Source organism: Bacillus sp. Hm123 (assembly GCF_051842975.2).
Taxonomy (GTDB): domain Bacteria; phylum Bacillota; class Bacilli; order Bacillales; family Domibacillaceae; genus Bacillus_CE.
Genome location: NZ_CM200277.1, coordinates 3,526,367 through 3,553,188, shown reverse-complemented (window position 1 = coordinate 3,553,188; position 26,822 = coordinate 3,526,367). Strand labels below are relative to the sequence as shown.

The following is a 26,822-nucleotide window of genomic DNA, read 5'->3' as shown; positions in this document are numbered from 1 at the left end:
AACAAAAAAGAGCTTCTTCGCCTGTCTCACGATCAGTGAAAGTAATGTCAAATACATATTTTTTAATCCTCTAAAAAACGCACAAACAAATTCTAAATAAATGGAATATATTGTAGTAACTTAATGTAAAGGGGGCATCAATTTGTCTAATCATATCTGTCGACTATTGGAGGAAACTCCTCCTGGTACAGCTATAAGAGAACTAATGATGAATGGTGAAGATATATCAACTGTAGAAGAATTTGTGAAATATGATAGAATTACAGGTTTAGCTTTTTTCACTAATAAATCGAATAGTGTTTTTGTGGCGATAGCTGAAAGGATTGACATGATTGAGTTTGAGTTTGCGGCTGAAGAGCAAGAAGAACAAGAAGATAGAGGATAAGCTCTAGTAATATGAACAGATAACAAATAAACTACCTTTTTCCAGAACCAATTGGAGAAAGGTAGTTTATTTATGAAATAATCGTCTTTAGGCACGGTTGTTACTGCCGCCATGAATCTTTAAAATCAATCTTCCGAATTGATTTGCAAATAGTAAAAAAATAGTTGAAGTGACTATATGCAAGATAACTCCTGCATGTGCGAGCTGAACGTCTGGATGAGCGGAAATTTGTTGTACAATAGTAGTGAGAAATCCAATTAAAGGATAAAACGCTGCAACTCCTACTACATTAACCCAAGTATAAGCATAGGCAGCGAGTTTTTCTTCCTTTCCACCTGAGACAAAACCCGTAAATAATACATTTGCACATGTACCCATCATTGCGCCTAGCATCATTGCAATTCCTGTATCTAACTTCATAGCCCCTGCTGAAAGGAACCCCATGATGATTCCTATAGTAGCACTACTTGATTGGATCGTCCCTGTAGTTATCATCCCAGCTAAAAGAGCATAAACATGACTTTTATCTATAGCTAGAAGGAGTTGTTTAATTATGTCCATGTTTTTCCATATGCCTGCTGAGTATTCAAACCCCCACATAGCAGCAAAAATGGCAGCCAATCCAAGCAATATACGACCGGTGTTATAGACGTTTTCCTTTTTTATAAATACAAGAATGCCTCCAATAACGGCGAGCGGAATAATTAGAAAGTCAATATTTATCGTAATGATCTCATTTGTTATATTTTTACCGATATTAGTCCCAAGTATAATCCCAATAGATTGAGGAAATGTCAGTAATCTAGCTGAAATTAAACCGATTATCATGATCATTACGGCAGAACTGCTTTGTAGAACAGCTGTCATCAAAATACCTGTTATAAAACCTTTCCAAGGGCAATCTAGTAATGTAACTAACCGTTTTTTAAGAGATTCTTCAGCCAAGTTAAATAGTCCAGACCGCAAAATCGCCATTCCATAAATAAATAATCCTATAAAAATAAAAAATATTAAAAAATGGTAAATTTCCTCATAAAATAATAATAACTGGAGCATGCCATCACCCCCTTTGTCACTAGTATATGTCCTAATTACAACAGATGATTAGACGAATAAATGAATAACTTATATAGAAGTAATAAAATGAGAATTTGTCTTCTTCATCGGGAAATTCTAAACCTTGAAGAAGACAAATTCTCTATTTTTTTATTAGAAGTAATAAGGGTAAGTGGTTGCTAATAGTTACTGGATATTTCTTTTCCAATGGAGAATATGCTGCAGGATAAAGTGAATTTTATGATGGAATTTCTTTTTTGCGATCGTGGATTTTCAAAAGTAAATTTCCGAATTTGTTTGCAAATGGAAGGAAAAGAAGTGAAGTAACAACATTAAAGATAACGCTAATATGTGCGAGCTGTACATCTGGGTGTGTGGCTAATTGTTGTCCAATCGTAGCAAGGAGCCCGATTAAAGGGAAGAATATTGCGACTCCGATTATATTTACCCAAATATGAGCATAGGCGGTAAGTCGTTCTGCCTTTCCATGTGAGACTAGTGCAGCGAATAATGCAGTTACACAAGTACCTATATTTGCCCCTAGTGCAAGTGCAATTCCTGTAGATAAGTCCATGGAACCTGCGGAAAGAAATCCCATTACCATTCCAGTAGCAGCACTGCTTGATTGAACAATGGCTGTAATTATCGTTCCAACTAAAATCCCATAGAAATGATTATCATCTATAGATTGAAGGGTTTGATAGGCTGCTTCCATTTCCTTCAATGGAGCTGCTACATATTCAAATCCCCACATTCCTCCAAAAACAGCGGCTAAGCCAAGTATTGCGAACCCTGAATTACGAAAGTTTTTGTTTTTCATTAACGCCAAGACTCCGCCAACAACTGCTATTGGAATAATGAGTGAATCAATATCGATCGCAATAATTTCGACGGTGACCGTCGTACCGATGTTAGTCCCTAGTATGATCCCAATAGATTGTCGGAAAGTTAGTATTCCGGCCGATATTAGACCGATGGTAATAACTGTTACAGCAGAACTACTCTGCAGAATAGCTGTAATGATAGTCCCAGTAAGCAAGCCTTTCCATGGAGCGTCTGTAAATGTAACAAGCCATTTTTGAAGAGAATCTGCTGACAGGTTAAATAGTCCAGATCTTAATAACAGCATTCCAGAAATAAAGATTCCTAGGAAGGTTAATAATAGAAAAAAACTGAGCAATCCCTCACCTCCTTTGCAATTAATTTATTGATCCTCTTATCACATATGCGTTGCTTTATTTATTGATAACAAGATTTGTAGCTTTTGATTTTACAGTTTCATGTTGCTTTTGAGTAGAGTCCCAGCCTTCCACAAAGGTATTAAGTTCTTTCTTGGATTGGCGGGCAAAAACTATTCTTAGTAGAGTTATTTCAAGAACAAATAATCCAACTAGCAAAATATACCCGATCATTTCTAGCATGAGATCACCTCCTTTTGCAATTAATATATGTTTCAACCTTTAAAATGTTTAGGCAAACAATTACTGTTGAAAAAATGTGCGGCATCGCTCAGGAAGGTGTTATCCCGCATTAACGGGCTGTAAGACCCTCACTGATTGAGATTAATTTTGTCACAAAGGAAACCTAGGTATCTCCAAATTAATTGTTCTTTTTGGTGAACAAAACTTCTGATTTCCCCTATAAGTACAATCCCCTTTCTGATTTATTCATATATTGAAATAGAGAGGTTCTGTGAAAAATAAATTAATTTAATTGAAAGGAGTGTTATAAAGTGACGATTGTCGGTTCAATTCTTTTTCTCGTGATTCTCCTTTATTTATCTGCTTTCTATTCAGGGGCAGAAACGGTTTATTCAAGTGTTAATAAACTTAGGTTAAGATATTATGTTACTAAAAACAAACCAGGCAGCAAAAAAGCTTTATATATTTCTGAAAATTTCGATGATGCTATATCTACTATATTAGTAGGGAATAACATTACAAATATAGCTGCTACTAGCGTTGCGACAACTGTGGCAACGCAAACTTTCGGCACAGGAACTGGACTTGTTGTCAGTACATTTATCATGACACTTATTATTTTAATATTTGCCGAAATTTTGCCCAAATCGATAGCAAAGGAGAATGCTGAGAAGTTATCGTTAAAGTACGCTGATATTTTATTCTTGAATATAAAGCTTTTAACGCCGTTTAATTACCTGAGCCGAAAGTTGAAAGAATATGTTTCTAAAGCATACGAGAATGAACAGCAACTTCCTTCGATTACAGAGGAAGAAATAAAAATATTGGCGGACATTAGTGAAACAGAGGGCGGGATTGACAAAGCTGAGAGAGATTTGATTCATCGTTCGCTCGAATTAAAGGAAATGAAGGTGGGTGAAATGTATATTCCTGTTACTAGTATGGTTGCTGTAGAAGTAAATAGGACAAGAGAAGAAATTAAAAAAGTTTTTTTACAAGAGAGATATGCGAAGCTTCCCGTTTACAAAGAAAATATCGATCATATTATCGGCTATATAACGGAGCGTGAATTCCTGGCTTGGCTTATCGAAGATCATGAACCTGATATTATGAACCTATTGAAACAGACCTTGTTTGTGACAGAGGCAATGAGTATTGCTTCTCTACTTTCTAAACTTCAAAGAAAGAAAACGAAAATGGCTATCGTTGTTGATGAAACCGGAAAAACTTTAGGGTTAATCACTCTTGAAGATATTCTCGAAATATTGGTAGGGGAGATTTGGGACGAACATGATGGTGTCTAAAAAAATGATTAAATGCTTATCGTCCAATTTCTGAAACCGAAGCGTAAAAGAAGCCACTGCAGATCCCACAGTGGCTTCTTTCTATTACTTTATTAATTTCGAATTAAGTAATCAAACGCTCCTAAAGCGGCAGTTGCTCCAGATCCCATAGAGATAATGATTTGTTTATAAGCATTGTCTGTACAGTCACCAGCAGCGAAGACGCCAGGGATGTTTGTTGCGCCGTGTTTGTCGATGATGAGTTCACCCATGCGCGTACGTTCAAAATCTTCACCTAACCAGTCTGTGTTAGGGACGAGACCAATTTGAACGAAGACACCTTCTAATTCAACGTGGTGAACTTCTTCTGTTTCACGGTCGATGTAAGAAATGCCGTTTACTTTGTCAGTACCGGTAATTTCTTTTGTTTGAACGTTCTTTAATACGGTTACGTTCGGTAGGCTGTAAAGGCGCTCTTGTAAGACTTGATCAGCTTTTAATTCCGGCATGAATTCAAGAACGGTTACATGCTTAACGATACCCGCAAGGTCGATCGCTGCTTCGATACCAGAGTTACCACCGCCGATGACAGCCACGTGTTTTCCTTCAAATAACGGACCATCACAGTGTGGACAGTAAGCGACACCTTTATTTTTGAACTCTTGTTCACCAGGTACGCCTACGTTGCGCCAGCGAGCACCTGTTGAAAGGATGACAGCTTTACTTTTTAGTACGGCACCGTTCTCTAGTTCGATTTCAATTAGGTCTTTCTTTTCTAAGCGCTTGGCACGCTGTAAGTTCATGATATCTACGTCATATTCTTTGACGTGTTCTTCCAGGCTTGCGGCAAGCTTTGGACCTTCTGTTTGTTTCACACTAATGAAGTTTTCGATACTCATCGTGTCCATAATTTGACCGCCGAAGCGTTCAGCGACAATGCCTGTGCGAATGCCTTTACGTGCTGCGTATACAGCGGCACTTGCACCAGCTGGTCCACCGCCGACAACAAGTACATCAAATGGATCTTTGTCAGCGAACGCTGATGCATCTGGCCCACTGCCCATCTGAGCAAGAATTTCTTCAAGCGTCATACGGCCGCTACTGAAAGGTTCACCGTTTAAGTAAACGGATGGTACAGCTAAGATGTCTTTACTTTCGACTTCTTCTTTAAATGCCGCACCGTCAACCATTGTATGGGTAATGCTAGGGTTAAGAACACTCATTAAGTTGAGTGCTTGTACAACGTCAGGGCAGTTGTGACAGCTCAAGCTAATATAAGATTCGAAATGATAGTTGCCTTCGATCTTTTTCACTTGATCAATGACACTTTGTTCAACTTTTGGCGCTCTGCCGCTCACCTGTAGCAAAGCTAATACTAATGATGTGAATTCGTGTCCGAGAGGGATACCAGCGAAAGTAACGCCAGTATCTTCTCCGATGCGGTTCACGCTAAAGCTAGGTGTTCTCTCTAAAGACGCTTTTTCAACTTTGATGTTAGGGGACATGGTAGCTAATTCGTCTACTAGAGCCACCATGTCGCGAGAAACGTCATCCGTTCCCGCGCTGACTTTGAGTAGTACATCCCCCTCCATCAGTTGAAGGTATTGTTCTAATTGTGCTTTAATATCTGCTTCTAGTATCATGGGTTTCGACTCCTTAAATTTTACCTACAAGATCAAGGCTTGGTTTAAGTGTTGCGCCGCCTTCTTGCCATTTAGCAGGGCAAACTTCACCTGGATTGTTGCGAACGTATTGTGCTGCTTTAATTTTGCCAACAAGCGTGCTTGCATCACGGCCGATGCCACCTGCGTTAATTTCAACAGCTTGTACGATACCATCTGGATCGATGATGAAAGTACCGCGATCAGCAAGACCTGTTTCTTCGTCTAGTACATCGAAGTTGCGAGAGATTTTTTGAGATGGGTCACCGATCATAATGTATTCGATTTTGCCGATGGCTTCTGAATGATCATGCCATGCTTTATGTGTGAAATGAGTGTCTGTTGAAACAGAGTATACTTCAACTCCAAGTTCTTTTAGAGTTGAATATTGGTTTTGAAGATCTTCAAGCTCTGTAGGACAAACGAATGTGAAATCTGCTGGGTAGAAGCAAACTACGCTCCATTTTCCTTTAAAGTTTTCTTCTGTTACATCGATAAATTGACCGTTTTGAAAAGCTGATGCTTTGAATGGTTGTACTTCTTTTCCGATTAGAGACATAATAAATGTTCCTCCTAATATGTTTTTAATTTTTATTAGTTGTTAATAATAATTCTAATTACAAATTTATTATTATATATCCTGCATTATTTGTCAAGGGAAAACAAGCGATTTTATCTTTAATTTAATAGTTGTTGCGAATTTAAGCTTGTTGCTGTCGTTAAAAAAGGGCTGTAAATGGGTTTGAAGGGTAAAAGTTTGATTTTCAATTACAATTGTGATTTCTCAATCAATCGTTGCTTAGGGTCGCTTATGCAAGTGAAGTTTTCGGCTATCACCCCTTTCAATAAAAGAGAATATTCTTCACTAAACATCTTCGCCATTAGACAGTTCCTACTATACGTAAGGCCACACATTCAGTGTATAATAAGTTGGAAGAAGTATACATTAAAAAGGATTATATGCTGATCATGGCTGTCATGATTAGAGTAAACAAAAAAGGAGCATTTATGACAAATAATAAAGAAATAGGATGGAACTTTGATAATAGTTACGCCCATTTGCCGAAATCATTTTTTTCTTGTACGAATCCAGACCCGGTACGTGCACCGAAATTGGTCATTTTCAATGAGCAGCTAGCATCCTCGCTTGGGTTGAATGTTCAGACGTTGCAAAGTGAAGAAGGGGTAGCCGTGTTTGCAGGAAATGAGATTCCAGAAGGGGCGTCCCCGCTTGCTCAAGCTTATGCAGGTCATCAGTTTGGACATTTTACGATGTTAGGGGATGGCCGAGCGGTGTTATTAGGTGAGCAGCTCACGCCTGAGGATGAGAGAGTGGATATTCAGCTAAAGGGCTCTGGTCGAACGCCATACTCTCGTGGAGGTGACGGACGAGCGGCACTTGGGCCAATGTTGCGGGAATATATTATTAGTGAAGCAATGCATGCGCTTGGCATTCCGACGACTCGTAGTTTAGCTGTAGTGACGACGGGGGAGCCGGTATTCCGTGAAACTGAATTGCCTGGTGCGGTGTTGACTCGTGTGGCTGCTAGTCATTTACGTGTCGGCACGTTTCAATACGTAGCGAATTGGGGCACAGTGGAGCAGCTTCAGACGTTAGTTGATTATACATTAAAGCGCCATTTTCCTGAGGTGGAAGAGCAGGAGAATAACGCTCTTGCTCTGCTTCAAGAAGTGATCAAGCGTCAAGCCGAGCTAGTTGCTAAATGGCAGCTCGTTGGCTTTGTTCATGGAGTAATGAACACGGACAATATGACGATTAGCGGCGAAACGATTGACTATGGACCTTGCGCTTTCATCGATGTGTACGATTTGGCGACAGTGTTTAGTTCCATTGATAGGCAAGGCCGCTATGCGTATGGCAATCAACCGAGCATGGCTGGGTGGAATCTTACGCGACTTGCTGAAGCGCTATTGCCGTTGTTGCATGAAGATCAAGAGCAGGCGATCGAATTGGCGGAAGGAAAGCTGTCTGATTTTCCGAAGCTGTTTCATGATCATTGGCTTGCCGGCATGAGAGCGAAATTAGGGCTGTTTAATGAAGAAACAGAAGATAAGACTCTAATTGATAACCTCCTCAAGATGATGCAGGAGCATCGAGCGGATTATACGAATACGTTCCGTGCATTCACTTTAAATCAGCCGGAAGATACGGTTTTATTTGGAGCTGCGGAATTTACTGAGTGGCATCAGCAATGGCAGGAGAGGTTAGCCCGACAGCCAGAATTAAAAGCCGCCTCCAATGAATTGATGCGTAGTAGCAACCCTGCTATTATTCCAAGGAATCACCGAGTGGAAGAAGCACTTGAAGCAGCTGTAGAGCAAGGAGATTATAGCGTGATGGAACGGCTTGTAGCTGTTCTTTCTGATCCGTATGCGTATTCTTCGGAACAGGTTGAATATTGTACGTTGCCAGCTCCATCAGGAAAGCCTTATCGAACGTTTTGTGGCACATAATAAAAACGAAAAACCCTACAAGGAAAAATATTACCTTGTAGGGTTAATTTATTAGTTTTCTTCTACTTCTTTACGGTTTTTCTTAAATAGTTTTGATAGTACTTCATATACGATTGGTACGACAATTAATGTTAATAACGTTGAGCTTGTTAAACCACCGATAACGGTTACGGCAAGTCCCTTCGAAATTAATCCGCCACCGCCAGAACCAATGGCTAATGGGATTAATGCACCGATTGTCGCAATAGCTGTCATTAAGATTGGACGAAGGCGTGTGGCCCCAGCTTCTAAAACAGCTTCACGCATACTTAAACCATCACGTTCCATATGAATAATACGGTCGACGAGAACGATGGCGTTCGTGACGACGATACCGATTAACATTAATAGCCCCATCATGACGGAGACAGAGATCGTTTCATCTACAATTAGTAGACCAACGAATGAGCCGATGACAGCGAATGGTAACGAGAAGAGAATCGCAAATGGAGCGACACCTTCACGGAAGGTAACCACAAGAATGAAGTATACAATCGCAATGGCCGCAAGCATAGCAACACCAAGCTGTGTGAATGTTTCATTCATATCAGCTGCTACTCCAGCAACGCCGACGTTAACCCCTTTAGGTAAGTCTAATTCATCGATGGACTTTTTAATGTCAGCTGTTACTTTTGAAATATCATCACCAATGACCGTTCCTGATACAGTCGCATAGTACTCGCCTTTACTGCGGGCTAGTGTATTTAATGTTGTGCCTTCTTCAACAGTAACGAGTTCAGAAAGCGGCATTTTTTGTCCTGTTGCAGTTGGAACTTCTGTCGCTAAAAGGTCGTCGATCGATTCTAGTTGCTTATTTTGTTTTTGTTGAACGATAACTTCTAATGTATCGCCGTCTTTCTCTACTGTTGTTAATACATCCTCTGTTGTCGTTGGGTTTAACATCATAGCGATTTGTGCGGTCGTTAAACCGTACGGTAATAATTTGTCTTGTTCGACTTTAAATGTATGTTCGACGTAGGCATCTTCTGCACTTGAAGAGACATCTTCTAGTCGATCGTTTTCATTCATTACATCCTCTACCATTTTGACAGCTTCGTTTAACTTATTTAAATCTTCACTGTAGAAGGTATAACTGACTTCATTTGTAGATGTTGGAGTGGATTGGAAGTTTTGAGTTTTCCATTCACCAGATTGTTCAACGTTGGAGATATAATCTTCCACTTCTTCACGAGCGCCTGGGAAATCCTCCATTTCTGGGTCAAAGATGAGGTACATTAATGCGCCACCATCTCCGCCACCCATCATGGCAGCTGTCGTGTCTCCGCTCTCTGTGACCGATAATTGAACGATATCAATATCATCACGTTTAAGCATTTCTTTTTCTACTACTTCCACGTTCGCCAATGTATCTTCCTTAAGCTCGCCTGTTTCTGGCGTATAAGTTAAATACATGACTTTTTCTTCTTCACTACCCATGAAACTAAAACCGATGAGCGGTGTTAATGCTAAGCTACCAACTAATAGAGCAACAGAAACAAGTGAGGTAATGACTTTATGGTTTAGTGTCCATTGAAGAACGCCTTTATACCAAGTAGCTAATTTACCAGATTCTTTATGCTGGCTTTCTGTTTTCTCGCTATATAGCTTTTTCTTAAATAAAAAGTGAGATAGCGCTGGAACGATCGTAATCGCCACAAGCAATGATCCGCCGAGTGCAAAAGTCATCGTTAATGCGAACGGCATGAACATCTCACCGACCATCCCGCCAACGAAAATCAATGGTGCGAATACCGCTACCGTTACTAATGTTGAGGACAGAATCGGTTTGAACATTTCAATCGTTGCTTCACGTATGAGAGCACGACCGGTTAATTTTTCTTCCTTTAAATGTAGACGTCGATAAATATTTTCAACGACGACGATGGAGTCATCAATGACACGACCAATGGCGACGGTCACGGCTCCAAGTGTAATAACATTGAGCGTGATATCCATCCAATGTAGCAATAGGAAGGCCATGAAGATTGAAACCGGAATAGAAACAATGGAAATAATGGTTGATTTAAAATCACGCAGGAATAGCAAGATAATTAATATTGCTATTAAACCACCAAATATAGCTTTTTCCATCATCGTTGCGACTGAATCTTCAATCGGTTTTCCTTGGTCTAGAGAGATATCAATTACTAGTCCGTCGATTTTTTCCTTTTCTTCTTTAGCTAACTCTTTCACGCTGTTAACGACTTCTACTGTGTTAGCTTGCTGCTCTTTCACAATTTGAATAGCGATCGCATTTTCACCATTTGTACGTGAAACGGATTGAACTTTGCCCACCGTTTCAATGGTAGCGATATCACTAAGCTTCACGAATGGAGTTGGTTGTGTAGCAGATGGTGTAACAGGAATTAACATGTCCTGTAATTCTTCAGCGGTCATGAATTTTCCATCTACGGCTACTGCTTGTTCGCCTTTTTTAAATTCATAAAGACCTAATGAGATAGCTTGGTCACTTGCTTGAATCGTTTGTTTGACAGTCTCTTCGGTTAAGCCAAGTTTCGCCATCTTTTCTTCGTTATACGTAAGTTGTACTTCTTCAATATGTTGACCTGTCATCGTAGCCGATGCGACACCGTCGAGCTTTTCGATTTTTGGAAGAATCATATCTTCTACTGTGGACGTTAACTCAACAATATCTTCTTTTTCGCTACTTACACTTAGCGCAGCGACAGGCATCATGTTCATACTAATAGCCGTAACATCTGGCTCTTGTGCACCCTCTGGCAACGACACTTTGCTGATCGCCGATTGTAAGGCACGATTGGCTTCATCCATATCGGTGCCATACTCGTATTCCACTTGAATATTGGCCATGTTAGAATAGGAATTTGAATAAACGGCTTTTACGTCTTCAAGTCCGTCGATGGCTTTTTCTAATGGTATGGATACCTCGTTCATTACTTTTTCAGGAGTTGCCCCAGGATACACGTCCATGACCATTAAATACGGAATCGAAATATCGGGAATCATCTCCTTGTTCATTCGTGTCCCGGAATAGATTCCTGATACAGTGATGATAATGGTAAGTAACCATACTGCCAGTTTATTCTTAAGGACGAAATTAACTAATCCTTTCACTTAAACACCACCCTAAAATTGACTAATTTCATTCAATTATTTATAGTAATGACTAATCGGTCAATTGTCAATAATATAGGAGCGGAGAAGATACAATGGTTAAAAAACAATTGATTATGGAAAGTGCGCTGGAATTGTTTGCAAAACAAGGCTTTGAAGCGACGTCTATTCAACAAATTACAGAAAGATGTGGTATTTCTAAAGGTGCTTTCTACTTATCATTCAAATCAAAAGACGAATTGATCTTAGCTTTAATTGATCATTTTATGATGCAAATAACCTCGGATATTGACTATGTGGTCAGAAACGTTCATGATGATAGAGAGCTTCTCTATCAATTTTATTACACCACGTTTCATTCTTTTCAAAATCATTCTGAATTCACCAAAATTCTCATTAAAGAGCAGACACAATCGTTTAATGAGGAATTTATGATAAAAATGCGCAATTATGATACTTCGCTTCAGCATACGATTCTATCTATGATTGAACGTTTATACAGTCAAGAAGTCGAGCGTACGAAATATGATTTGATGTATTGTATTAAAGGTTTTATGAAGACTTATTCAGAGTTGCTTTTATTCTATAATGTACCGTTGGACTTGAATGTACTGTCTCAATCGCTTGTGGAAAAAACAAATGTATTAGCAAGACACACGACCACTCCGTTTATTTCACAAGATCTTTTCCAAATTATGAAGCAGCCATTGAGTGAAGAAGTGACGAAAGAGCAAATTATTATAATTATTGAACAGAAATTAGAGGAAATGGAAGAATCGATTGCGAAAGAATCGTTAATTCTGTTGAAGCAACAGTTAATTGAGCCGACTTTTCCCCTTGCTATCGTAAAAGGGCTACTCGAAAACATTCGAAATCATCCTCATTGTAAATGGGTTTCTTATTTACTTCAGAGGCATTATCAACTTTAAAGCATCAGAAAGGCAGCATACTTTAGTTTTTACGTATGCTGCCTTGCTGGTGATCGCTCTGTTTTGTTTGAGCTTCTTCAAGTAAGAAGAGGGGGATGAAGAAAACCTCGACTGATTAAAGTTTCACTTTATAACAATAACGATTCGATCAATTTCATCAGTTGTTGCTTTGTTTGGCTCAAATAGTTTCTGTTTTTAGAGGAAATTAATAATCCTATAGGCATTTGGGGATCAAATCCTTTAACCTTAAATGATATATTACCTTTGTTTAAAATAGTTCCCTTCGGAATAATACCTATTGCATTTCCAAAAACCAATTGTGGAATAAGATGTAATGCACTGCAATTGTAAACTCTTTTAAAAGATAAATTATTTTCTGATAAGAAAGCATTGACAGATTGAGAATAATAACAACTATTCTCTCCAATTAAAACAGGGTAATTAATGATATCGAATATTTCAATTGATTCTTTATGTAATATTGGATGATGGGGGTTATTGACAATAAATTCGATTTGTTCATTGTAAAGTGGAGAGAAATTCATATCGGAACTATTTTTGTTGTTTCCGCAAACGGCAAAATCAATTTTATTTTGTTCTAATATTTGTGATAAAAGTGCTGTGTTCCCTACAACAAAATCACAATGTATATATGGTTTCTCCTTATCTAAATAGTTTAATATAGATGGAATTAACTTTTCAGCAACAGATTCTGTTAGTCCTATCTTCAATGTTCCTTTTTCCTCATTACTTATACGTTGTGCTTGGGATATTGAATAATCCCAATGCATTAACAGATTATCTACCTCCTCAGCAAATAAAACACCTTCCTTTGTTAACCTGGCATCCCACCCTCGTTCAAATAGAAGGAAGCCAAGTTCATTCTCTAGTTTTTTTATATGTGTTGTTACGGTTGATTGAGCGTAGTTTAATTTTTTTGCTGCCAGTGAAAAAGTTCCTTCTTCGACAATCCTCTTAAATGTATTTAACTCTTTTATCTCCATTTTCACACCTCGTCTTCATCGGTTTTATTGATAATTATATGATTTATTTTCAATTATACAAATGGAGATAATGGAAGTAAAATAAGGGCATTAAGAAAGGGAGTGAAAGTATGCCGTTTGTTAATGTTTATTATCCAGATGGTCAATTGAATAAAGAAGACCTAAAAACGGTAAGCGATAGTATTCATCATTCATTGATTGAACATTTCGAAATTCCAGAAAATGATTACTTTCAAATGTTTTTACCTTACCCATCTAATCAATTTTTTTACGATCGACATTATCTCCTAGAAGGGGAGAAAAAGAGAACAGACAAAATGATACATGTTTCCATTACATGTGGACCAGGAAGAACGATAAATCAGAAAAGAGATTTGTATCGATCAATATCGGAAGCTTTTTATACTCATTTAAACATCCCGACAACTAATATTTTTATTACATTAAACGAGACAGCTATTGAAAATTGGTCATTTGGTCAAGGAATCGCACAAATGGTTAATATAATGGAGGAAAAAAGTAGTGAATAATCGTATCGAATCTAATATTCCAGAGAAAATGAGAGATATTGCTCCCGATTTTGTTAATTACGCTGAAAACATATTATTCGAAAAAGTATGGAGAGATTCTACTTTATCATCAAAAGAAAGAAGTTTGATTACGCTGTCTGCTTTAATTAGTATTGGTAATACGGAACAGCTACCATTTCACCTACAATTAGCAGAAAAGAATGGAGTTAAAGAAAAGGAAATAATTGCTTTAATAACGCATATGGCCTTTTACGTTGGATGGCCTAAAGCGGCTGCAATGTTAAATATGATATTGAATCAAAATGAAAATGCGGTATCTAAATAATCACTTAGATAACTATTAAAGAGCCGATTTCCTCTTAACAGGATAAAATCCGGCTCTTTTCTCATCTCAATTTGCTTAGCGTGGTTTTTTTGGCGGTACTTCTTTCACTGCTTATTCTGGCGCAGTAAATCAATAAAGACTTGAAGTGCTTTCGTTTGAAATGGTGATGTTGTAATGATTGAAAACTGTCTTGTAAAAGGTAGCTTGTCTATGTTAATTATTTGTAAGTGTCCATAACGGAGTTCTTTTTGGATGGCCAACTGAGACAATAAGCTAATACCTAATCCGGCTTCAACGGCTTCTTTAATAGCTTGAGTACTGCCGAAGTTCACGATATGAGCAGGAGAGATATGTAATCGTTGAAAAGCATGTTCCGCGGCCTCTCTTGTTCCTGAACCGGATTCGCGCAAAATCCACGTTTGTTGTTCTAAGTCTTTAGTCGTCACTTCTCCATCTTTATTCGATAGCGGGTGAGCAGGAGAGGCGATGATAACCATGGAGTCTTTGGCAATTTCTTCTGTCTGTAATGGTTGTTCAGTTTTGAAATGCCCCTCGACAATGCCGACATCAAGTTGGTGACTTATTACTAAGTTAGATATGTCCGCCGTATTGCCGATCGTCACGGTTGGCTGAATGTTTGGATAGTTTTGTTGCATGTTTGCGACAAGGTGAGGGAGGATATACTCTCCAAATGTGTAACTTGCTCCAATCGAAAGAGGTCCGCTCGCCTCGTTGGCTAAATCATCCACTAAGTGTTGCATCTTTTTATACAATCCCGTAATTTCTTTTGCATGATGAAAAACAATTTCGCCTGCTTTGTTTAGTCGCACATATTTATTCGTTCGTTCTAGCAATCTGACACCAACGCTTTCCTCTAATTTACGAATATATTGACTCACTGCCGGCTGCGTCATGTGTAACTCTTCGGCCGCCTTTGAAAAATTCTTTTTTTCGACCACTGTTACAAAGACTTGTAAATGGATATCCATATCGGTTTCCCTCCATCATAAAACTTTTTACGTTCATCATATCAATTTACTTATTATCATCATAATGAATACTTATTTTTCTTATAATAACTATCCCGTTATAGTGAAGTAAGGGGGTGTTTTTTATGGCTTTAGAAAAGGTATATGTGATCGAGCAGAAAGATAAGAAAGTTTCTGCACCAGTAGCGTGGATAGGTGGGGTTATCTTTACATTTTTTATTGCCTTATTAGGATATTTATTGGCATTAGTTCCCGGATTTAATTATATTGGTCAATTGGCTTGTGCAATTATTATTGCTATTGTTTATCGCCACGTTTTTGGATATCCTGAATTTCTTCGATTGGGCATTAATTTTTCATCAAAGAGGCTGCTACGGATTGCTATTATTTTGTATGGTCTTAAATTGAACATGGCGGTCGTTCTTAGTGAGGGGATAGGGATTTTACTTCGTGATGTTTTCATTATTATTTTTGCCATCTTGTTGACTAGTTGGCTAGCCAAATGGCTGAAAGCTGATAAGTCGATTTCTTTGCTACTAGGGGTCGGAACTGGCGTGTGCGGTGCAGCTGCCATAGCGGCAGTCGCGCCGATCATCCGATCAAAGGACGAGGATACAGCAATCAGTGTGGGGATTATCGCGTTAGTGGGGACAATATTTTCTATTGCTTATACACTTTTATTTCCCTTTGTCCCTTTAGATGCTACTCAATATGGAATTTGGTCCGGCATGAGTCTACATGAAATTGCTCATGTCGTGTTAGCTGCTGAACCTGCAGGAGAAGAGGCGCTAACGATGTCGTTATTAGCTAAACTAGGACGTGTCTTCCTGCTTATTCCGCTTTGTTTCATATTTATATATGTAACAAAGCGGAAACATAAAGACTCGAAAGAACTAGCTACAAAAATGGAGTATCCATGGTTCCTTGTTGGTTTTATTCTGTTGAGTATGTTAGGAAGTTACGTATTTGCCGATTCTATCGCTATGTCTGAAAGTGGGAAAAGCGCCATTTCCAGCTTTACAACATGGCTATTAACTGCAGCAATGGTTGGGCTTGGGTTAAATATAAGTTTCATTCATTTGCGGACAAAAGCTCTACGCCCACTTATCGCTATGACGATTACATCGTTATTGCTGTCTACGATCGCTTTCTTTCTTATCTAATAATAGTGAAATGATGAAAACACGAAAGAGAGCTTCATTAGGACTAGCCGTGAAGCTCTCTTTCCTTATTATGATAAATATGTTGCTTTTCTATAGTTGATTCCTTATACTCTTTATTGATAATGATTTTCAATATCAATAATTAAGATCGCTTTTTGGAGGTTTACACGATGAAATCTTTTGAAAAACTCGCTGCTTTTGTTGCTGTAGCGGAACACGGAACTTTTTCTAAAGCAGCTGAAATACTTTATTGTTCCCAACCTGCATTAAGCATGAAAATCCGTTCACTAGAAGAACAACTGAATACACAGTTGTTTTTTCGTAAAGGCAAACAAGTTATTTTGACTCCTTGCGGTGAACAATACCTTCCTTATGCAAAAGAAATGTGTCGGCTTTTCCATCATTCTTCAAGAATGCTTACACAACAACAAACAGAAGAATATCAAACGGTTCAATTATTTGTGACGACTTGTCTCAATTCCCATATTATTCTTGATGCCCAAGCGGAATTTAAGCGGCGTAACCCTCAATGCTCACTCCAAATCATTTTTCAGTCAAATGACCAATTAATTAAACGGTTGGAAGAAGGAACAATTGGAGAAGCTATTGTTTTAAATGAGGGTGCGATTGACGATCGCTTTGATAAGCATTTTGTTTATGAAGATGAATTTTTAGCAGTAGTAAGTGGTCAACATAATAATAATCAATCAATAGAGATGGTTGATGTTGCCGATAAATGTCTATTGTTGACGGATTGTGGCTGCCCTTTACGAAACGAGATAAAAACTGAATTTCATAAACAAAATCTCTTGCTGCGCAATTATGTTGAATTTAATCATATTGATATGGTTAAACAGAACGTATTAACGCAGCAAGGTGTTGCTTTTTTACCTAAATCGATTATTGATCAAGAATTAGCTGAAGGGAATTTAACATCCATTCAAATGTTTAAGAACGTGTTGAAGAAGAAGTATTATTTTGTTCATCGTTCTCAACACAAGGTCCTTCCGATGCTATCTAATTTTATAAAAATATTAGCTTAGCTGCTTGGTGGAATAGGATTTAGAATCTGATTGATTTCTTCGTCTGTTAAAGAATAATCATAGAAGCGTTTATAGTAATCACGAATTTCGTCTTCTATCTTATAGTAGTTGAACGTGTTAGGATGGTTTTTCTGAGCCATCCATTTCATCATTAACGGTGCATCAGCACTAGGCGGGTACCACATGAATATTCCTTCAGGTACTTTATATACACGCTTGTTTTTAACAGCGTCCACTTTGCTCCAGTCTTGACCTTTTACGCGATTTTCATAAAGGTCTTCTGGAGTGGTTGCTGAAAAGTTGCTGATATAGATGACTTCTGGATTCCATTTGTACACCTGTTCCATATTTACACTAGGGTTTCCACTTAATTCGGGAGCAGCTAGATTATTAGTACCCGTTGATGTTAACCAAAAATGTCCAAAGTGGCCTTTCCCATTCACATTTAAGCTTTTCTCCTCTAAAACGGAGAAGAACAGCGCATTAGGTTTGTCTTCTTCACTTATATTTTTTAAATGATCTTGCGTGTCTTTCATTGTGTCTTTCGCATATGAAATAATTTCTTCTGAACGTTCCGTCTTATTTGCGACCTGTCCAATCAATTCCATCCAACCATAAAATGTTTCAAATACATTTCCATCGGCTATTTCTAATGTACCGAATGCAACGGTAGGTATATCCAACTTCTCCACCATTTCCGTTTCTTCTGTATCATTCATTGAAAAGAACAAGTCTGGATTTAGTTTCAACAACTCTTCAGCGTTGATTTCGCCACTTTCCATGAATTTCGTGCTGGCATCTAATATACCTGGGTCAATTTTGCCTAACATAGAGTTTTTCGCCAGTTCCAGTGACCCTGGAGAAATTCCCGCTATTTCATCGGTCGATCCTGTTGCGATGAAATAGGCGGATGGTAATGGCATGTGATAACCGATAGCGATTCGGTCCCTATTCTCCGGGAGTTGTACAGTTCTGCCACCGTGATCGACAATTTCTGTTTTCTCTTTTGTCGTCTTTTTATCAGCCGTTTCTTTTGCATTCTCTTTTTCCGGCATAGAGCAGGCACTTTGTACGAATAAAGCAGATAGTAAGACGGAAGAAACTAAATATTTTTTGATTTTTCTAGTTTTCATGATGATGAACCCCTTTCGACTATATCTATTGGACAGATATTTTTGAATGTACGTTTTTCACTGTCCACTGTTATCATTTTCACTTGTACTTCGAAATACTCTCTTAAATTACTTTCGTTCAATACGTCTTCCACTGGTCCGAATAGACAAGGCTGGTGTTTTCCAAGCATAAGTACTCGATCGGCTATTCTTAAAGCATTATTAGGAAAGTGAGTATTCATGATGCATGAAATACCTTGCTCATGAGCGAGCTTTTCTATTACATTCAAGATAATCATTTGTTTTTTGAAATCAAGATGAGACTCAGGCTCATCCAAAACTAAAATGTTCGGACCTGCAATCAAGGCGCGAGCAATAAACACGAGTTGCAATTCTCCACCGCTTATTTCATTACAAGAATGACTAGCGAGGTGTGCAATCTCAAGTAATTCTAGTATTTCAAGTGCACGATCAGCATCTTCTTGGCTAGGCGTTTCGAACAATCCTAAATGAGTGGATCTTCCTAAGAGCACCATATCAAGTACAGTATAAGAAAACGCATTAGATCGAGCTTGCGGGACATAACCAATTTGTTTCCAAATATCCCGCTCAGTCATTTGTACCAGAGGTTGCTCGTTAAGCAAGGTTTCTCCCTTTTCCCACTGTAGCAAACCTGTAATGCAGTTAAGTAACGTTGTTTTTCCAACACCGTTAGGACCGAGGATCGCCATGATTTGACCAGGGGTTAATGAGAAACTAATATCAGTAAATAACGGTTGTCCTGCAACGTAAGAGTAGGTTCCTTCTTTAACGGTGATACTCATGTCCATCCTCCTTTTGTTTTCCTTAATAGGTAAGCAAAGAAAGGAACTCCAAAGATAGCAGTTAGAATGGACAATGGAATTTCAGCGGCGGTTAATGTACGAGCGACATTATCAATGACAAGCAAATACATCGCACCAATAGAGATAGAAACAGGAATCAATATTTGGTGGTTACTACCGACAATCATTCGTGCAATGTGAGGGATGATTAGCCCTACCCATCCGATGATTCCGCTAAGGGAGACGGCAGTAGCTGTAATAAGAGTTGAGGCTACAATAATTCCCCATCGCATTTTATGTACATTCGTTCCAAGTGACTTCGCTTCTGTTTCTGATAGAGACATAATATTTATTCGCCAGCGCAGTAACCATAGAATAATAATGCCTATTAGTATTAAAGGAACTCCGATGATCAATGATGCATAAGACGTGCCAGCAAGACTGCCCATCAGCCAAAATACAATAGTCGGCAATTCATCTTGTGGATCAGCAACATATTGTATGAGCGAGAGAGCGGCTTCAAACATGGCAGAGGTGATGACACCAGCTAAAATGAGTACAAATAAAGGACTTTTCTTTCTTACTTTACTAATAGAAAACGTGACTAACATGGCCACGATCCCAAAAGCTATGGCAAATATGATCGTAATAGTACTACTGCCGAACAACACAATAGAGAGAGCAGCTCCAAATCCGGCTCCGGATGATACGCCAAGTATATGTGGGCTTACTAGAGGGTTTCCAAACATTCCTTGGAAGGATGCCCCGGATATCGATAGCCCTGCTCCGATCATCATCGCTAAAATGGTGCGTGGTAGCCGAACTGTTAGGACGACGGTTTCCTCCATGGCACTCCATGTCTGTTCTATAGGCATGACTTTCGATAATAATATTTGATAGACTGTCGTTGGCGAAATGAAATATCGTCCAAGACAGAGTGAGATGAAAAGTAAAACAATCGGCAAAACAATGAAGCCAATTGAAGAAAGCAATCGATGTCTGGAATGAAAGGTTGCTTCCACGTGTTTCCCTCCTGAGTGATTTAAATGGTCATTAGAGCAAGTATTAGTTATTGATCTCCTTCCGGTAATATTCTCACCCTATCTACTTGATAATAATTATCATTTTCGATTATAAGATTAAAGCTACCATTTTATCAATTGGATTATCGAATAACACTATAAGCAAATGTTATATAGGGAAAACTAGTTTTGTTATGGCCTCTTCGGAAAAGATGAAATCGACAAAAATAGGCGGAGAAAAATGATTGATTTTTTCTCCGCCTATTTTACTTTAGAGCTTTTTTGGCGATGCAGGATGAAAAAGCATTATGTTTCGATTTTCCCTTTATTTTGTCAACTATGTAAGTCATAAGATACAAGAAACAGTCATAAATTTACGTGAAGCTTGTCACAAATTATACGCAAATCTATCACAAGTTGTTTAAAAAGGTATCATAAATTCCCCATACATCTGGTCTACAATAGTAACTATGTTAGATAAAAATGTGAAGCTGTGAACAAGATCAACTCTAGCGTACAAAACGTAGAAAATTTGGAGGGGAAACAACAGATGGATGAGTTATTACTAGCTAGACTTCAGTTTGGCTCTACGACGATTTTTCACTTCTTGTTTGTGCCATTATCTATCGGACTTGTGTTCATGGTAGCGTTAATGGAAACATTCTATGTAGTGAAAAAGCAAGAAATTTACAAGAAGATGGCGAAGTTTTGGGGACACTTATTCCTTCTTAACTTCGTAGTGGGGGTTGTAACGGGGATTATTCAGGAATTCCAATTCGGAATGAACTGGTCTGAATACTCACGATTTGTCGGAGATGTTTTCGGTGCACCGCTTGCGATTGAAGCGTTGCTTGCGTTCTTTATGGAATCCACGTTTATTGGATTGTGGATTTTCGGTTGGGATCGCTTATCGAAGAAAGTGCATTTAATGTGTATTTGGCTCGTATCGATTGGAACAATGTTATCAGCTCTTTGGATTTTAGCAGCTAACGCTTTTATGCAAGAACCAGTAGGTTTTGCGATGAATAATGGTCGTGCTGAGATGAATGATTTCTTTGCCCTATTGATGAACCCTCAATTATGGGTGGAATTCCCACACGTAATCTTCGGTGCACTTGCAACGGGAGCGTTCTTCATTGGTGGTGTGAGTGCTTATAAACTATTGAAGAAAAAAGAAGTTGAATTTTTTACTAAGTCTTTCAATATGGCAATGGTTGTAGCACTGATTTCAGGATTAGGGATTGCTTTCAGCGGTCACGCTCAAGCGCAGCATTTAATGTTTTCACAGCCAATGAAAATGGCAGCGAGTGAAGGGTTATGGGAAGATAGTGCAGACCCTGCTCCATGGACGTTATTCGCGAATATCGACGTGGAGAAACAAGAAAACTCTGCTGAAATTCATATTCCATATGCATTGAGTTACTTAACTTACGAGAAATTCTCTGGTTCTGTACCAGGAATGCTGACATTACAAAAAGAATATGAAGAAAAATATGGCCCTGGGGATTATATTCCACCAGTCAAAACAACATTCTGGAGCTTTAGAGTCATGGTTGTTGCTGGTATGGTGATGATCTTCGCTGCCGCATTAGGTTTATGGTTCCAATATAGAAAGACATTAATGAATCAAAAATGGTTATTAAAAGTGATGGTGGGATTAATTTCATTCCCATTCATTGCGAACTCAGCTGGTTGGATTATGACAGAGATTGGTCGTCAGCCGTGGACTGTATTTGGCTTGATGACGACATCCGCTTCGATCTCGCCTAACGTTTCATATAATGAACTATTGTTCTCGTTCATTTCCTTTACAACGATCTATTTAATCCTTGGAATTGTGTTAGTTTACTTATTTGTACAAGAAATTAAAAAAGGCACGGAACATCATGGACAAGACTCTCAAGATGTACATGACAACATTGATCCTTTCGATAAGGAGGCTTACCAATAATGGAATTAAGTGAATTATGGTTTCTTCTTGTAGCTATTCTGTTTGTCGGTTTCTTCTTCCTTGAAGGATTCGATTTCGGTGTAGGAATGGCTGGAAGACTTATAGGGCAAAATGATCTTGAACGTCGCATTATGATTAATACGATTGGGCCTTTCTGGGATGCCAATGAAGTATGGCTATTAACAGCAGGGGGAGCGATGTTCGCTGCTTTCCCTCACTGGTATGCAACAATGTTTAGCGGTTATTACATTCCGTTTGTGTTTATTTTACTTGCTTTAATCGTTCGTGGTGTGTCGTTTGAATTTAGAGGGAAAGTCGATAGTAAGAAGTGGACAAATACATGGGATTTGGCTATTCTTGTCGGAAGTATCGTACCTCCATTTTTATTCGGAGTAGCATTTACTAGCCTTTTAAAAGGAATGCCAATTGATGAAACAATGACGTTACACGCAGGATTCACTGATTATGTGAACCCGTATTCTGTCACTGGTGGAATTGTTGTGACATTACTATGCTTAATGCATGGATTAGTATTTTTAACGTTACGCACAGTGGGAGATTTGCAAGTGCGCGCTCGTAAAATGGCACAAAAAGTGGTCTTTCCAGTTCTTATTTCACTAGTTGCTTTCGTTGCGCTTTCTTATAAATACACAGATTTATTTACGTATCGAGGCAATGTAACGATCCCAATGATCGCTTTAATCGTTGTTTGTTACGTAGCGACAATTGTGATGTTGAAGAAGAAAAGAGATGGCTGGAGCTTCTTCTTCAGCGGCATGGGAATTGTTTTAACGATTTCAACGATTTTTGTTGCTCTATTCCCTCGTGTGATGATTAGTTCAATTAGCAGTGCTTATGATTTAACGGTTTATAATGCGGCATCAGGTGCCTATTCATTAAAAGTGATGACGATTGTTTCACTTACTTTACTACCATTCGTTCTTGGTTACCAAATTTGGAACTACTATGTATTCCGTAAACGTGTTGATGGGAAGGACATGGTTTATTAATGGATAAACAATTACTTCAATATGAAGGTATGAAAAAATTATTAGCGTCTCTTACGATATTGACAGTGTTACAAGGAGTGTCCATTCTTCTGCAAGCAATTATGCTTGCAGAAGTGGTCACTCATCTTTTTAATTCCGGCGCTTTTCAAGAGGTATATACGGAAACGCTTTATTTTGTGCTTAGCTTCCTTACTCGCTATGGCATTCAGCATATAAAGAATAAAATGATGGATCGCTATTCAGCGGATATAGGCGCAAAATTACGCGCGGAGGTGCTAGATAGTTTATTTCACCAAGGGCCGCGGGCGGCGAAGAAAATTGGAACAGGAAATATCGTTACGTTACTGCTAGATGGAATCTCGCAGTTTAAGCAATATATCGTCTTGTTTACTCCTAAGATGGTAAATATGATGATTATTCCAGCGATGATTGTCGTGTATGTGCTGCTTCAGGATCGTACATCAGCCGTTATTTTAATTGTTGTTGTACCGATTTTAGTTGCTTTTATGATTCTGCTCGGTTGGGCTGCTCAGAAGAAAGCAGATAAGCAGTGGGACATGTATCGCGTCCTTTCCAATCACTTTGTGGACTCATTAAGAGGACTAGAAACACTGAAGTATTTAGGTTTAAGTCGATCCCATAGTCAAAAGATTGAACTAGTCAGCGACCGCTATCGCAAAACGACGATGGGAACGTTGAGATTTGCCTTTTTATCATCTTTTGCTATGGACTTTTTCACGACGCTATCAGTTGCTACAGTAGCTGTTTTCTTGGGCTTACGCTTAATTGAAGGAGAGTTGTTGCTACAGCCTGCTTTGACGATTTTAATTTTGGCGCCAGAATATTTCTTGCCGATACGGGAGATTGGTGCAGATTATCATGCGACGTTAAATGGACAAGAAGCGGGAAAGAAATTGAAGGAAATTGCTTCTCTTCCTCAATTTAAAGCAGAGGAAAGACGACCAATGGACCGTGTTAATGAGAAAACGAATATCGAACTATCTTCTGTGACTGTTCAACATGAAATCGAAGGGAAGCCATCTCTTGCTGATGTATCACTTTCTATCAAAGGGTATCGTAAAATCGGTATTGTTGGGGAGAGTGGGGCAGGAAAGTCAACATTCATTGATTTGATTGGTGGCTTTATTGAGACGAATTCGGGTAGCCTCAAGGTCGACGGACAATCATTTACCCACTTGCAAAGGAAGGAATGGCAAGAACAGCTCATCTATATTCCCCAGCATCCTTATTTATTTCAGGATACTCTGTTCAATAATATTGCGTTTTATCATCCGAATGCGACTTTAGAAGAAGTACGGTGGGCGGCCGATCAAGCGGGGTTATCACAGTTACTTCAAGAGTTTCCGAACGGGTTAGATGAGAAGATTGGTGAAGGCGGGCGTACATTAAGTGGTGGACAAGCACAAAGGGTAGCCATTGCTAGAGCTTTTCTTGAAAAACGTCCAATATTGCTATTAGATGAACCGACAGCTCATTTAGATATTGAAACAGAATATGACTTGAAAGAAAGATTTGTTAACTTGTTCGAAGAGAAGTTGGTCTTATTAGCAACGCATCGACTTCATTGGATGGTGGATATGGATTATATTTATTTCTTGCATCAAGGAAGAGTAGTAGAAGAAGGTACACATGAGGAGCTTATGAAGAAGAAAGGCCAGTACTATCAGATGGTGAAAATACAAATGGGGGATGAGGCATGAACGATAAAGGTTGGGTTCTCCCTTACTTAAAAGAGAACAAACGCTTATTAATATTTGTTGTTTTATTAGGGTTTTTAACTGTTTTTGCAGCATCCTCTTTAATGTACACATCTGGATACTTAATTTCTAAGTCAGCAACAAGACCAGAAAATTTATTGATGGTCTACATTCCGATTGTCGGTGTTCGTACTTTCGGAATTGGACGAGCGGTCTCACGCTATATTGAGCGATTAGTTGGCCATGGAGTCGTGTTGAGAATCCTGTCAAAAATGCGCTTAAAAGTGTATCAGTTAGTTGAACCACAAGTGTTACATCCACGTTCGAAGTTAAAGACAGGGGATGTGTTAGGGATACTGGCAGATGATGTGGAACGGCTTCAGGACATTTATTTAAAAACAGTATTTCCTAGCTTAGTCAGCTTATTTCTTTATTTACTTGCCGTGATAGCTCTTGGGTTCTTTTCATGGCCGTTTGCTTTATTAATGGCGATTTATGCTGGTGTTTTAGTATTTTTGTTTCCGTTTGTTTCTTTGCTTGTGATGAAAGCGAAAGTACAACAAATTAAACAAGGACGTCATGTTCTTTACGGACGATTAACAGATGCGGTCATGGGTGTAAGTGACTGGCAGTACAGTGGTCGTCAGATGGAATTTATTGAGGAATATGAACGTCAGGAGCATCAGTTGCTATTGCTAGAACAAAAGCGAAATCGTTTCGTTAGATGGAGAAACTCTATGGCGCAAGTTGTTATTGCGATTATGGTTGTTTCAATGTTAGCGTGGACAGCGAATGAAAGCTCGATTGGTGCCATTGACTATACGCTTATTGCAGCGTTCGTGCTAGTGTTGTTTCCACTAACAGAAGCGTTCTTACCGCTATCAGACGCTGTTAGTGAGATCCCGTCTTATCAAGATTCGATTGATCGGTTGTCAGGGCTTGAGCTAGGTGATAAGCAAGCGGCTGATAAGCAGGATGAGCACCAGATCGTGCCAAACGGTGAGCCAGCTGTTCTTGAATTGCAGCATGTCTCTTTCCAATATGATGAGTATCGCCGTGTGCTAGATGATGTTAGTTTTTCTATTACGCAAGGTGAAAAAGTGGCTTTGCTCGGACCGAGTGGGGCAGGAAAGTCAACGATTCTTAAATTAATCGAAGGCGTCGTTCCTCCAACGAATGGCTCGATTACGTTGAACGGAGTAGCTACTCATGGGATGAGCGCTAGTATTTCTCAATGGGTTGCTGTATTAAATCAACATCCTCATCTGTTTGATACGACGATTTTAAACAATATTCGTCTTGGACGTCCAGAGGCGACGGACGAAGAAGTGTACGAAGCGGCGAAACAAGTGAAAATTCATGATTTAATTGAATCTTTGCCGAATGGATATGAAACGCAAGTGCACGAGATGGGAAGTCGATTTTCTGGAGGGGAGCGTCAGCGGATTGCTCTTGCTCGTATTCTATTGCAGGATGTGCCGATTGTAATTTTAGATGAACCTACAATTGGACTTGATCCGTTAACAGAGAAAGAGCTACTTACGACGATGTTTGATGTGTTAAAAGGAAAATCTGTCTTATGGATCACACATCATTTAGCGTTTATTCATAAAGCGGATCGTGTGTTATTCCTTGACCAAGGAGAAATTGCCTTACAAGGTGAGCATGAACATTTATTGAAGACAAATGAGCGTTATCAGCGACTTTACGTGTTAGATCGCCCGTTTGATCTAACAACGTGAAAGCATAGATCATTTTATTAGGAAAGTGGTTAAGATTCATTTCT

General features: G+C 38.9%; 23 protein-coding genes. 12 read left to right on the top strand and 11 right to left on the bottom strand.

Annotated features, from left to right (window positions below; all coding sequences use genetic code 11):
* Positions 1-142 precede the first annotated feature (142 nt).
* Positions 143-385, top strand: coding sequence for a hypothetical protein (locus tag ACSVDJ_RS18470; protein ID WP_439167871.1), 243 nt, complete (start codon positions 143-145; stop codon positions 383-385).
* An 87-nt stretch (positions 386-472) separates the two neighbouring features.
* Here ACSVDJ_RS18470 and ACSVDJ_RS18465 read toward each other — a convergent pair whose 3' ends face one another.
* The 3 genes from ACSVDJ_RS18465 to ACSVDJ_RS18455 all read right to left on the bottom strand — a co-directional run bounded on the left by ACSVDJ_RS18465 (position 473) and on the right by ACSVDJ_RS18455 (position 2,862).
* Positions 473-1,441, bottom strand: coding sequence for a Na/Pi symporter (locus tag ACSVDJ_RS18465; RefSeq protein WP_439167869.1), 969 nt, complete (start codon positions 1,439-1,441; stop codon positions 473-475).
* A 238-nt stretch (positions 1,442-1,679) separates the two neighbouring features.
* Positions 1,680-2,621 (bottom strand): Na/Pi symporter, encoded by a 942-nt coding sequence (locus ACSVDJ_RS18460; RefSeq protein ID WP_439167867.1) that lies wholly within the window; start codon positions 2,619-2,621, stop codon positions 1,680-1,682.
* A gap of 55 nt (positions 2,622-2,676) precedes the next feature.
* Complete coding sequence (locus ACSVDJ_RS18455; RefSeq protein WP_439167865.1) at positions 2,677-2,862, bottom strand: hypothetical protein; 186 nt, start codon at positions 2,860-2,862, stop codon at positions 2,677-2,679.
* Between the two features lie 311 nt (positions 2,863-3,173).
* Here ACSVDJ_RS18455 and ACSVDJ_RS18450 point away from each other — a divergent pair, with 311 nt between their 5' ends.
* Complete coding sequence (locus ACSVDJ_RS18450) at positions 3,174-4,166, top strand: hemolysin family protein (protein ID WP_439167863.1); 993 nt, start codon at positions 3,174-3,176, stop codon at positions 4,164-4,166.
* Between the two features lie 92 nt (positions 4,167-4,258).
* On the opposite strand, the gene ahpF is transcribed toward ACSVDJ_RS18450, so the two are convergent.
* Entirely contained in the window at positions 4,259-5,788 is a 1,530-nt protein-coding gene (gene ahpF / locus ACSVDJ_RS18445) for an alkyl hydroperoxide reductase subunit F (protein WP_439167862.1), read from the bottom strand.
* A 13-nt stretch (positions 5,789-5,801) separates the two neighbouring features.
* The gene (ahpC, locus tag ACSVDJ_RS18440; protein WP_439167860.1) at positions 5,802-6,365 is read right to left on the bottom strand and encodes an alkyl hydroperoxide reductase subunit C; all 564 of its coding nucleotides are present in this window, start codon (positions 6,363-6,365) and stop codon (positions 5,802-5,804) included.
* Positions 6,366-6,814: 449 nt separating this feature from the next.
* Here ahpC and ACSVDJ_RS18435 point away from each other — a divergent pair, with 449 nt between their 5' ends.
* A complete protein-coding gene (locus ACSVDJ_RS18435; protein WP_439167961.1) occupies positions 6,815-8,281 on the top strand; it encodes a protein adenylyltransferase SelO in 1,467 nt (488 codons plus the stop codon).
* Positions 8,282-8,332: 51 nt separating this feature from the next.
* On the opposite strand, the gene ACSVDJ_RS18430 is transcribed toward ACSVDJ_RS18435, so the two are convergent.
* Positions 8,333-11,416 (bottom strand): efflux RND transporter permease subunit, encoded by a 3,084-nt coding sequence (locus tag ACSVDJ_RS18430; protein WP_439167858.1) that lies wholly within the window; start codon positions 11,414-11,416, stop codon positions 8,333-8,335.
* Positions 11,417-11,511: 95 nt separating this feature from the next.
* On the opposite strand from ACSVDJ_RS18430, the gene ACSVDJ_RS18425 reads away from it, so the two are divergent.
* Entirely contained in the window at positions 11,512-12,345 is an 834-nt protein-coding gene (locus tag ACSVDJ_RS18425) for a TetR/AcrR family transcriptional regulator (RefSeq protein ID WP_439167857.1), read from the top strand.
* A gap of 128 nt (positions 12,346-12,473) precedes the next feature.
* Here the strand turns inward: ACSVDJ_RS18425 and ACSVDJ_RS18420 are convergent, their stop codons facing one another.
* Positions 12,474-13,349 carry a LysR family transcriptional regulator gene (locus ACSVDJ_RS18420; RefSeq protein ID WP_439167856.1) on the bottom strand — a complete coding sequence of 292 codons (876 nt, stop codon included), beginning with the start codon at positions 13,347-13,349 and terminating at the stop codon, positions 12,474-12,476.
* Positions 13,350-13,459: 110 nt separating this feature from the next.
* On the opposite strand from ACSVDJ_RS18420, the gene ACSVDJ_RS18415 reads away from it, so the two are divergent.
* Positions 13,460-13,879 (top strand): tautomerase family protein, encoded by a 420-nt coding sequence (locus ACSVDJ_RS18415; RefSeq protein ID WP_439167855.1) that lies wholly within the window; start codon positions 13,460-13,462, stop codon positions 13,877-13,879.
* The gene (locus ACSVDJ_RS18410) at positions 13,872-14,204 is read left to right on the top strand and encodes a carboxymuconolactone decarboxylase family protein (RefSeq protein ID WP_439167854.1); all 333 of its coding nucleotides are present in this window, start codon (positions 13,872-13,874) and stop codon (positions 14,202-14,204) included. Before ACSVDJ_RS18415 ends, ACSVDJ_RS18410 begins: the two co-directional genes overlap by 8 nt.
* A 104-nt stretch (positions 14,205-14,308) precedes the next feature.
* On the opposite strand, the gene ACSVDJ_RS18405 is transcribed toward ACSVDJ_RS18410, so the two are convergent.
* On the bottom strand, positions 14,309-15,193 hold the full coding sequence (locus tag ACSVDJ_RS18405; RefSeq protein ID WP_439167853.1) for a LysR family transcriptional regulator: 885 nt from the start codon (positions 15,191-15,193) through the stop codon (positions 14,309-14,311).
* 125 nt (positions 15,194-15,318) lie between these two features.
* Between ACSVDJ_RS18405 and ACSVDJ_RS18400 the strand changes: the two genes are divergently transcribed.
* Together ACSVDJ_RS18400 and ACSVDJ_RS18395 are read left to right on the top strand one after the other, a co-directional pair.
* Positions 15,319-16,356 carry a YeiH family protein gene (locus ACSVDJ_RS18400; protein WP_439167851.1) on the top strand — a complete coding sequence of 346 codons (1,038 nt, stop codon included), beginning with the start codon at positions 15,319-15,321 and terminating at the stop codon, positions 16,354-16,356.
* Between the two features lie 170 nt (positions 16,357-16,526).
* Positions 16,527-17,399, top strand: a complete 873-nt coding sequence (locus ACSVDJ_RS18395; RefSeq protein ID WP_439167850.1) for a LysR family transcriptional regulator — start codon at positions 16,527-16,529, stop codon at positions 17,397-17,399.
* Here the strand turns inward: ACSVDJ_RS18395 and ACSVDJ_RS18390 are convergent.
* Genes ACSVDJ_RS18390 through ACSVDJ_RS18380 form a run of 3 tightly spaced genes read right to left on the bottom strand, consistent with a single transcriptional unit; the run spans position 17,396 to position 20,357 of the window.
* Positions 17,396-18,532, bottom strand: coding sequence for an ABC transporter substrate-binding protein (locus tag ACSVDJ_RS18390; RefSeq protein WP_439167848.1), 1,137 nt, complete (start codon positions 18,530-18,532; stop codon positions 17,396-17,398). The genes ACSVDJ_RS18395 and ACSVDJ_RS18390 overlap by 4 nt on opposite strands.
* Positions 18,529-19,335, bottom strand: a complete 807-nt coding sequence (locus tag ACSVDJ_RS18385) for an ABC transporter ATP-binding protein (protein ID WP_439167846.1) — start codon at positions 19,333-19,335, stop codon at positions 18,529-18,531. Before ACSVDJ_RS18385 ends, ACSVDJ_RS18390 begins: the two co-directional genes overlap by 4 nt.
* Positions 19,332-20,357: a FecCD family ABC transporter permease gene (locus ACSVDJ_RS18380; RefSeq protein ID WP_439167845.1), complete on the bottom strand. Its 1,026-nt coding sequence runs from the start codon at positions 20,355-20,357 to the stop codon at positions 19,332-19,334. Before ACSVDJ_RS18380 ends, ACSVDJ_RS18385 begins: the two co-directional genes overlap by 4 nt.
* 550 nt (positions 20,358-20,907) lie before the next feature.
* On the opposite strand from ACSVDJ_RS18380, the gene ACSVDJ_RS18375 reads away from it, so the two are divergent.
* Genes ACSVDJ_RS18375 through cydC form a run of 4 tightly spaced genes read left to right on the top strand, consistent with a single transcriptional unit; the run spans position 20,908 to position 26,778 of the window.
* Positions 20,908-22,308: a cytochrome ubiquinol oxidase subunit I gene (locus ACSVDJ_RS18375; protein WP_439167844.1), complete on the top strand. Its 1,401-nt coding sequence runs from the start codon at positions 20,908-20,910 to the stop codon at positions 22,306-22,308.
* A complete protein-coding gene (gene cydB, locus ACSVDJ_RS18370; RefSeq protein ID WP_439167843.1) occupies positions 22,308-23,318 on the top strand; it encodes a cytochrome d ubiquinol oxidase subunit II in 1,011 nt (336 codons plus the stop codon). Before ACSVDJ_RS18375 ends, cydB begins: the two co-directional genes overlap by 1 nt.
* Positions 23,318-25,039, top strand: coding sequence for a thiol reductant ABC exporter subunit CydD (cydD, locus tag ACSVDJ_RS18365; protein ID WP_439167842.1), 1,722 nt, complete (start codon positions 23,318-23,320; stop codon positions 25,037-25,039). Before cydB ends, cydD begins: the two co-directional genes overlap by 1 nt.
* Positions 25,036-26,778: a thiol reductant ABC exporter subunit CydC gene (gene cydC, locus ACSVDJ_RS18360; RefSeq protein ID WP_439167841.1), complete on the top strand. Its 1,743-nt coding sequence runs from the start codon at positions 25,036-25,038 to the stop codon at positions 26,776-26,778. The genes cydD and cydC overlap by 4 nt, the downstream gene beginning before the upstream one ends.
* Positions 26,779-26,822 lie beyond the last annotated feature (44 nt).

Bases quoted from the DNA above. Each gene is read 5' to 3' on its own strand.
- ACSVDJ_RS18415 (WP_439167855.1), top strand. From the start codon at position 13,460: ATGCCGTTTGTTAATGTTTATTATCCAGATGGTCAATTGAATAAAGAA.
- ACSVDJ_RS18455 (WP_439167865.1), bottom strand. From the start codon at position 2,862: ATGCTAGAAATGATCGGGTATATTTTGCTAGTTGGATTATTTGTTCTT.
- ahpF (WP_439167862.1), bottom strand. From the start codon at position 5,788: ATGATACTAGAAGCAGATATTAAAGCACAATTAGAACAATACCTTCAA.
- ACSVDJ_RS18420 (WP_439167856.1), bottom strand. From the start codon at position 13,349: ATGGAGATAAAAGAGTTAAATACATTTAAGAGGATTGTCGAAGAAGGA.
- cydB (WP_439167843.1), top strand. From the start codon at position 22,308: ATGGAATTAAGTGAATTATGGTTTCTTCTTGTAGCTATTCTGTTTGTC.
- ACSVDJ_RS18400 (WP_439167851.1), top strand. From the start codon at position 15,319: ATGGCTTTAGAAAAGGTATATGTGATCGAGCAGAAAGATAAGAAAGTT.
- ACSVDJ_RS18385 (WP_439167846.1), bottom strand. From the start codon at position 19,335: ATGAGTATCACCGTTAAAGAAGGAACCTACTCTTACGTTGCAGGACAA.
- ACSVDJ_RS18465 (WP_439167869.1), bottom strand. From the start codon at position 1,441: ATGCTCCAGTTATTATTATTTTATGAGGAAATTTACCATTTTTTAATA.
- ACSVDJ_RS18425 (WP_439167857.1), top strand. From the start codon at position 11,512: ATGGTTAAAAAACAATTGATTATGGAAAGTGCGCTGGAATTGTTTGCA.
- ACSVDJ_RS18395 (WP_439167850.1), top strand. From the start codon at position 16,527: ATGAAATCTTTTGAAAAACTCGCTGCTTTTGTTGCTGTAGCGGAACAC.
- cydC (WP_439167841.1), top strand. From the start codon at position 25,036: ATGAACGATAAAGGTTGGGTTCTCCCTTACTTAAAAGAGAACAAACGC.
- cydD (WP_439167842.1), top strand. From the start codon at position 23,318: ATGGATAAACAATTACTTCAATATGAAGGTATGAAAAAATTATTAGCG.
- ACSVDJ_RS18390 (WP_439167848.1), bottom strand. From the start codon at position 18,532: ATGAAAACTAGAAAAATCAAAAAATATTTAGTTTCTTCCGTCTTACTA.
- ACSVDJ_RS18375 (WP_439167844.1), top strand. From the start codon at position 20,908: ATGGATGAGTTATTACTAGCTAGACTTCAGTTTGGCTCTACGACGATT.
- ACSVDJ_RS18435 (WP_439167961.1), top strand. From the start codon at position 6,815: ATGACAAATAATAAAGAAATAGGATGGAACTTTGATAATAGTTACGCC.
- ACSVDJ_RS18405 (WP_439167853.1), bottom strand. From the start codon at position 15,193: ATGGATATCCATTTACAAGTCTTTGTAACAGTGGTCGAAAAAAAGAAT.
- ahpC (WP_439167860.1), bottom strand. From the start codon at position 6,365: ATGTCTCTAATCGGAAAAGAAGTACAACCATTCAAAGCATCAGCTTTT.